Here is a 6,898-nt window from a genome sequence, read left to right as displayed (position 1 = left end):
GCTTGAACCGCGTGATCCGAAAATCGATCAAGACGCGCGGTTCATTCCCGACCGACGAGGCCGCGACCAAGCTGATCTATCTCGCAATCCGCAAGTTCGAAAAGGATGGCAGAAATGTTCGGGAATGGTTTGCAGCCCGCAACCAGTTCGCCATAATGTTCGGCGAGCGCTTCGACGCTTGAGTATCTGAAACCGCATGGGCCGGGAAAGATACACAGAGTTCATGACACTCCCCATCTGCGGAGAGGGCGGGACATTCATCCATCTCGGTTGGACCACCGTTTCGACCTTCGCGCCGATCGAGCGCTTTCCCTTGGCCACTCTTGCGGTCGCACGGGGGACCCCCTTCATCGATATCCGACCCGTCACCAATGTCATCGCCTTCGCGAACCTACCGCGGGTGGCGCAGGACGGATCGGACGACTCTGAACCCTGGGGCCCTGGCAGGTCCGTCTCGCTGACCGACTACATCGACATGGTCGAAGGGCTCGGCGCGAGGATCGTCAACGATCCGCGGCCCCGTCAGTCAATCTGATCATCATTCCCTCACACCAACATTCGAAAGGAGGCCAGCCATGGCCCGATCCCGCACGCCCAAATTCGATGCCTCCGAGGTCATCACAAACGAAATCATCCGTATCATTGAGCGCGGCGTCCTGCCGTGGCGCAAGCCATGGACCGCAGGTGGCAGCTCTCGTCCCCTGCGCGTGGGCGGAGAACCCTACCAGGGAGTGAACAACTTCCTGCTGACGATGCGGACCGTGATGGCGGGCCACAGCTCTCCCTTCTGGATGACGTTGCCGCAGGCCAATGCCTTGGACGCAAAGGTTCGCAAGGGCGAGAAGTCCTCTGTCGTCGTTTACTACGGTCAAAGCCGGAGGGACGCCGGCGGCGATGAGCATGACCGCAGCGACGCGGATGATCACTCCGAGGGAGCCCGTATCTTCCGCTTCCAGAAATCCTACCGCGTGTTCAATGCCTGCCAGATCGAGGGCTTGCCCGACAGCTTCTTCCCCGACCCGGAGCCCGTGCCCGAGCATCCGCCGTCAGAGCCCATCCCGCACATGCAGGCGTTTTTCGATGCCATCGACATCACAACCGTCTTCACGGGAACGGAAGCGTACTATCTGCCGCCCGTGGACAAGGTCTACATGCCGTCCATCACTCGGTTCCAGGACCCGCGCAATTTCTACGGGGTCTGGGCCCATGAGCTGGCCCATGCCACGAAAGCCCCGCATCGACTGAACCGCGATTTCGGGTTCTCGAAGTTTGGCAACACGTCCTATGCGCGCGAGGAGATCGTCGCGGAATTGACCTCGGTGTTCCTGGGTCAGACGCTCGGCTTCACGGCGCATACGCTCGAGATGAATGCCGCCTACCTGCACAACTGGTTGCGGGTCCTTCGGTCGGACAAGGGCGCGATCTTCCGGCACGCCGCGGACGCGCAGCGCGCCTGTGATTATCTGATCGCCAGATCGGAGGTGGGCAGGGCAGGTCGCAGTGCCGAGGCCGCCTGACCGCACGGAGAACGGAGACACCCATGTCACGTAAGGAACCCAAAACGCTGCGGGTGGCCTGCTTCAACGACGGCCGCCGCAAGATCATCACCTTCAAGCGCGGTGCCTATTGGTGGAGCGCTGCCGAGGGCGCTTATCCGCTCTCGGCAGCGCTCGAGAGCATCAAAGAACAAGGCGGCTGGATCGAAACCATCCCCAACCCGAATTACAGACCCAAAGGGCTGTTCGGGTGGGGCGCCTTCGGCCTCGATTCATCCGCCAAGCGGAAAAGAAAAAGCGGGCTTTGAGAAGGGTGTTTCAAACCTCTCAAAGGAGATCCCCATGTCCATGAATGTTCAACCCCAGCTAGACCGTCCGGATCCGACCGTGATCGCGGTGCAGAACGACGCGTTTCGCAAACTTGCATGCCTTGGGGTGCCGCCCGCGCAACCCATCCAGGGCCGCATGCATGTCACCCGCTCGCTTATGGAGGCCGGCGATGGCTTCATGGCCGAGGCGGTCAAGGCAACCGGTGAGTTTGCCACGTTCGAGCCTGAGAATGATCCCGAGGGCTGGCACGACTTCGGGGCGGTCGAGATCCGGGGAGAGACCGTGTTCTGGAAGATCGATCTCTATGAAGCAGACTCGGACTTCCGCTATGGGGCTGAGACCCCGGACAATCCTGCCACCACCATGCGCGTGCTGACCATCATGCTGGCGCGCGACTGGTAGGGCAGGGGACTCCTCACCCTGACATCTGAGACGATGAAGGCCCGCTGACCCCTCAAAGGGAAAGTGGGCCTTTTGTCGTGGTGATCCCTGAAGCCGGGGATTGGTCACGCGCGTGAGCGCGCGGGCCACACTTCACCCTCCTGGAAGGATATCCCATGACCACATGCTTTGCTCCCCTTACCGTCGCTATCGGCGATCTCGTCCCGCATCCCGCCAATGTGCGCAGCAACGCGCCGGAAACCTATGACCCCGAAAACATCGCCCATCTGAAGGCCAGTATCGCTGTGCTGGGCCTGCTCCAGCCGCTTCTGGTTCAGAAGCTTGACGGCAAATATGCTGTCCTCGCCGGTGGCCGGCGCCATGCAGCCCTGAAGGAGCTGATCGCTGACAAGGCCAGCAAGGGGTTCACGGCGAAAACCAAGGTGGACTGCCGCCTTGTGCCGGAGGAGTGCGACGTCACGACGGCGCTGTCGCTCGCCGAGAACATCACCCAAGCGCCGATGAACGCAATCGACGAGTTCGAGGCTTTCGCCCGGATGATGGAGGTCGACGGCCAGACGCCCGAGACGATCGCAAAGACCTTCGGCACCACGGTAGCGGCCGTGAAAGGCCGGTTGCGCTATGGCCTGATCCACCCCGACATCCGCGCCGCGGCGCGGGGCAAGGTGATCACGCTCGACACGATGAAGGCCTTCGCCGAGCACCCGAGCCAGGAGGCGCAGCGCGAGGTTTTCGAGGCGCTCACGAAGGACGGCGGCTATCTGCAGGCCTATACCGTCCGTCAGACCCTCAAATCCCGCGGCGTGCAGGTCAGCGATGATATCGGAGCCTTCGTGCGTGAGGACTATGAGGCCCGCGGCGGATCGATCGCGGCCGACCTTCTGGACGAGCATTCCGTGCTGGAAGATGCGGCACTGGTTGAGACCATTCTGCTCGAGAAGCTCGGTGCCGCCGCCGAAGAGGCCCGTTTGAGGCTGGGCTTTGCCTGGGCCGATGCGATGGTGCGCTATGATTACGCGACCATGGCCGACTACGGCCGCGTCTACCCCGGCCCGATCGAGCCGGATGAGGCCGCCCAGAAGCGCATCGATGAGATCACCGCCGAGCTTGAGAAATTGCAGCTCGAGATGGAGGATGAGGGGCTCGAGGACGGTGCCTACAACGCGCTTTACGAGCGCGTGGACGCCTTGGAAGAGGAAGCCCGCGACCTGCAGGAGGCCTACAGCGCCGAGGACCTCGCGCGGTCTGGGGTGATCGCGTCGTGGCAGGGTGGGCAGATCACGCTCCATGAGGGCCTCGTCCGTCCGGAAGACACCGTCAAAGAGGAGGGCGCACGCGGCTCCTCAAGTAACCCGACGGGGGAGGAGGCCACGGACCCGGGCGAAATCACCTACCCAGCCTCACTGGCTGAGGACCTCAAGACCGAGCGAGCCATGGCCCTTGGCGCCGCGATGGCGCTGCATCCGGAGGCCACGCTCGATCTGACGCTCTTCAAGCTGGTCAGTGACGTTCTGGCCAGCGGCATGAGTGTCACGCAGGCGATCAAGATCGATGCCCGCAAGGAATACCGCAGCCATGCCAAGATGGACGAGATCGACGAGACCTCGCTCGAGCAGGTGGCGGCGGCGCATGAGGCGCTTGATCTGTCCTGGCTAGATGACGCCCGCGCGCCCGCTGATCAGTTCGCGGCGTTTCGCGCGCTGGAGACAGGGGAGAAGGCCAAGCTCGTGGCCTATGCCACGGCCAGCACCACGCAGTCCTGCTTCGCGCGGGATCCTCGGCGCGACAGCCTAATGCATGACTTCGAGATCGAGATCATGCCCGACATCCGCGCCCACTGGACGCCGAACGCGGCGCTGTTCAATCGTTTCAAGAAGGCCTGGCTCCTGAAGATTCTGGGCGAGGATCTGGGTCTGGCGCAGGAGGCGGTGACGCTAGCCTCGTCGAGCAAGAAGGAGATCGTCGCTTTCTGCGACAAGCTCTTCGCTGAACCCTTCGCCACACTCACGGACGCGCAGCGCGCTGCCGTGGCCGCCTGGTGCCCGCCGATGATGCAGACCGCCGGTGGCGCCTGTGATGAGACGGCGCCGATCACGGAAACCCCGGAACCTGACGGCGAGGTCGCGCACGCGGCCTGAGTCCTCACGCGACCCGCGCGAGGCATTCCCTGCGCGGGTCGACCCTCTTCCAAACCGAACAGAAAGACATCCCCATGGCTATTCTCAAGTTCTCTGCCTCCGCAGTTGCGGCGCAGATCGCTCATGCGCGCGCCTGCAAAACCTTCCTGCCCAACTGGAACGGGCCCGTGGACAGGCCAGCCCTGATCCTCATCGTCGGCAATGGTGTGCATCTGCGCTCGAACGGCATCGATGGCACGACCACCCGTATCGTCACCACCGAACAGGCCGATCCCTCCTTCGCCTTCGCCGATGGCATGAACCCGTTTCGGGATACAGACTGGATGGCGCATCGCCGCATTGCGTTCCGTGATCTGACCGGCCAGTTCTACACCGACATCCTGGATGACGTGCAGGTGCTCATCGACCGGGGGCGAGGGGCCATCCGGCTCGCCACCGATGGCCACAGCATCCGCGTCTTCGTGCGCCGGGCATCGGATTATCTCATCGGTGGGACCTACGAAGTGCCCTCGGGCCTCGGCGGCACCTTCCGGGTCATCCTCAAGGATGCATGCGACACCTTCGCGATCGTGCAGAACTGCGGCAATTGCGAAGATTTCGACGCCATGCAGCCCTACCGCGTGCCGCTCGATGCGCTGATGGAAATCGATGACCGGAGGGCGGCGTAACGCGCCCTTTCTCAAACAAGCATCGCCAATACCCTGCCAGGCCTGCGGCCCTCTCGGGACATTGGCGACAACAATTTCCCCAATGAGAGAAAGGACTCTGAGATGGGATGGCTCTTCTACACCGACGGCCGCGTCCAGACCTACGCAGATGAGAAAGCGGAGATTGCTCGGCTGTGCACCTTCGAGGGCGAAAGGCGCAAGACGGAACTGGTCAAAGCCTGCAAGGTGGGTTCGACGTGGTACGCGGCGGCAAAGGTCACAAATATCGACGGCACCCCTGTCGAAGACACGACCTATGTCACCGATGCGGATGGCTCCATCACTTTCGCCGCCGTATTCCTTACCCGATATGATGACGGCTGCTGGGGCTACAAGGACATGGAGGAAAGCGCGGGACCGGTCGAATCCCGCGCGCCACTGAGCCTATTGGCCCTGCTGTCCGAGCTGAAAGACCCAGACAGCTATGCTCATGCCTGGCGCCAGCGCTGCCAGGACTGGGCTGCGATCCCGGACTACGAGGAAGGCGACAAGATCAAGCTCGCAGCACCTGTGACGCTCACCGATGGCAGTACCTGCCAGATTGTCACCGCGACCCACTATAGGCGCGGGCGGCAAAAGCGCCGCTGCTACCGCATCGAGGAAACTGGTGGGCTCGTACGCCTGTCGAAGGCCTCGCTTGCGGGCTCGGAGCTGCTCAGCTCCGCGAAAGGTGCGGCTAGCCCGGTGCTGGCGGAGTTCCTGGCGGGGCGAAATTAGGTCCTGCGCCGGACGGTTCATCGACCTGCCCGGCGACAGCAGATGCTGCGGCTTGTCTTGACAAGGCAATGCAAACGCATTACCTATCGCGGGTAGCAAAGAACCTTTTCTTCAGGAGACTGCCATGACAGCCCTCGCACAAGATGTCTCGAAACTCACGGATCGGTATCAGACGACCGTGCCGGCGGGTGTGCGCAAACAGCTCAAGCTGGGCAAGGGCGACCAGATTCGTTACTGCACCGAGCCGAGTGGCAGGGTCTATATCGAGCCCGTGCGCAGCGACGAGGAAGATCCCGTGCTCGGAGCCTTTCTCGATTTTGTCGAGGCCGATATCAAGGCGCATCCGGACCGCATTCGGGCGTTCGATGGGGCTTTGCATGACCGTCTTGCAGCACTGGTCGGAGACGTTGACGTCGATCTCGATGCGCCGCTATCGCTCGAGGATGAATGAGCGGCGATAGCGTGCCCGCCCAAGCGCCCCTTGTCGTAAACGGATGGTCGATTTATGCGCATCCGCTCTTTCTGGACCAGCTCGAAGGGCTGATTGAAGAGGTCGAGGCGCGTAAGGCACGCGATCCTAAGACCTGGCGCAAGAAAAACCCGACGAAACGGCTGGCCGCCATCTTCAAGCTGGTCACCGAGGCCATACCGGCAGATCCGGGTGCCGCCGCCTTCCGGCAAGGCGGCACACTCGGCGATCACCGCAAGCACTGGTTCCGGGCGAAATTCTTCCAGCAGTATCGGCTGTTTTATCGGTTCAACAGCGATGCGAAGGTCATCGTGGTGGCCTGGGTGAACGACGACAAGACCCTGCGCGCCTACGGCAGCAAGACGGATGCCTATGCGACGTTCAAAGGGATGTTGGAAGATGGCAATCCACCTGACAATTTCGACGCGCTCTTGAAAGAAGCTGCAGCGGCGGGCAAGCGGTTCGAAACTTCCCTTGAAGCGGTGCCCGATCGGTAAGTGGGCCAGCTTGCCGTGACCCTTTGGCATTATCGTTTACGACGCCCCGCTGGAAGATGTAGCATCGGCTGATAATACGGTCGGAGAAAGCACAATGATTGAGACGGAAAAGGATAGGCAGCACCTCGGGCTAGAGGAGCAA

Annotated in this window: 7 protein-coding genes and 3 pseudogenes; all 10 read left to right on the top strand. The window is 62.1% G+C overall.

The window, feature by feature from the left end:
• Positions 1–182, top strand: a pseudogene (locus tag A3728_RS12175) (IS256 family transposase); the annotation flags it as partial.
• A 53-nt stretch (positions 183–235) separates the two neighbouring features.
• Positions 236–535: pseudogene (locus A3728_RS12170) on the top strand (hypothetical protein); the annotation flags it as partial.
• 40 nt (positions 536–575) lie between these two features.
• Positions 576–1,517 carry an ArdC family protein gene (locus tag A3728_RS12165; protein WP_067923951.1) on the top strand — a complete coding sequence of 314 codons (942 nt, stop codon included), beginning with the start codon at positions 576–578 and terminating at the stop codon, positions 1,515–1,517.
• A 23-nt stretch (positions 1,518–1,540) separates the two neighbouring features.
• Positions 1,541–1,747, top strand: a pseudogene (locus tag A3728_RS12160) (DUF6330 family protein); the annotation flags it as partial.
• Between the two features lie 91 nt (positions 1,748–1,838).
• Positions 1,839–2,228, top strand: coding sequence for a DUF3768 domain-containing protein (locus A3728_RS12155; RefSeq protein WP_067923944.1), 390 nt, complete (start codon positions 1,839–1,841; stop codon positions 2,226–2,228).
• A gap of 155 nt (positions 2,229–2,383) precedes the next feature.
• Complete coding sequence (locus tag A3728_RS12150) at positions 2,384–4,366, top strand: ParB/RepB/Spo0J family partition protein (protein WP_067923941.1); 1,983 nt, start codon at positions 2,384–2,386, stop codon at positions 4,364–4,366.
• Between the two features lie 74 nt (positions 4,367–4,440).
• Positions 4,441–5,034, top strand: coding sequence for a regulator (locus A3728_RS12145; protein ID WP_067923939.1), 594 nt, complete (start codon positions 4,441–4,443; stop codon positions 5,032–5,034).
• 102 nt (positions 5,035–5,136) lie between these two features.
• Positions 5,137–5,790: a DUF6927 domain-containing protein gene (locus A3728_RS12140; RefSeq protein WP_067923936.1), complete on the top strand. Its 654-nt coding sequence runs from the start codon at positions 5,137–5,139 to the stop codon at positions 5,788–5,790.
• A 124-nt stretch (positions 5,791–5,914) separates the two neighbouring features.
• Entirely contained in the window at positions 5,915–6,241 is a 327-nt protein-coding gene (locus A3728_RS12135; protein ID WP_005668772.1) for a type II toxin-antitoxin system PrlF family antitoxin, read from the top strand.
• Complete coding sequence (locus tag A3728_RS12130) at positions 6,238–6,756, top strand: type II toxin-antitoxin system YhaV family toxin (RefSeq protein WP_008282927.1); 519 nt, start codon at positions 6,238–6,240, stop codon at positions 6,754–6,756. The genes A3728_RS12135 and A3728_RS12130 overlap by 4 nt, the downstream gene beginning before the upstream one ends.
• The last annotated feature ends 142 nt before the right edge of the window (positions 6,757–6,898 follow it).

It is taken from the genome of Sulfitobacter sp. HI0040, from assembly GCF_001634885.1.
In the GTDB taxonomy this organism is placed as follows: Bacteria; Pseudomonadota; Alphaproteobacteria; order Rhodobacterales; family Rhodobacteraceae; genus Sulfitobacter.
Note: the sequence above shows the minus strand (reverse complement) of the source record. Positions and strands in the feature narration are given on the sequence as shown.

Excerpts from the sequence above, each read along its gene's own strand:
- A3728_RS12130 (WP_008282927.1), top strand. The coding sequence starts at position 6,238 with ATGAGCGGCGATAGCGTGCCCGCCCAAGCGCCCCTTGTCGTAAACGGA.
- A3728_RS12155 (WP_067923944.1), top strand. The coding sequence starts at position 1,839 with ATGTCCATGAATGTTCAACCCCAGCTAGACCGTCCGGATCCGACCGTG.
- A3728_RS12150 (WP_067923941.1), top strand. The coding sequence starts at position 2,384 with ATGACCACATGCTTTGCTCCCCTTACCGTCGCTATCGGCGATCTCGTC.
- A3728_RS12165 (WP_067923951.1), top strand. The coding sequence starts at position 576 with ATGGCCCGATCCCGCACGCCCAAATTCGATGCCTCCGAGGTCATCACA.
- A3728_RS12145 (WP_067923939.1), top strand. The coding sequence starts at position 4,441 with ATGGCTATTCTCAAGTTCTCTGCCTCCGCAGTTGCGGCGCAGATCGCT.
- A3728_RS12140 (WP_067923936.1), top strand. The coding sequence starts at position 5,137 with ATGGGATGGCTCTTCTACACCGACGGCCGCGTCCAGACCTACGCAGAT.
- A3728_RS12135 (WP_005668772.1), top strand. The coding sequence starts at position 5,915 with ATGACAGCCCTCGCACAAGATGTCTCGAAACTCACGGATCGGTATCAG.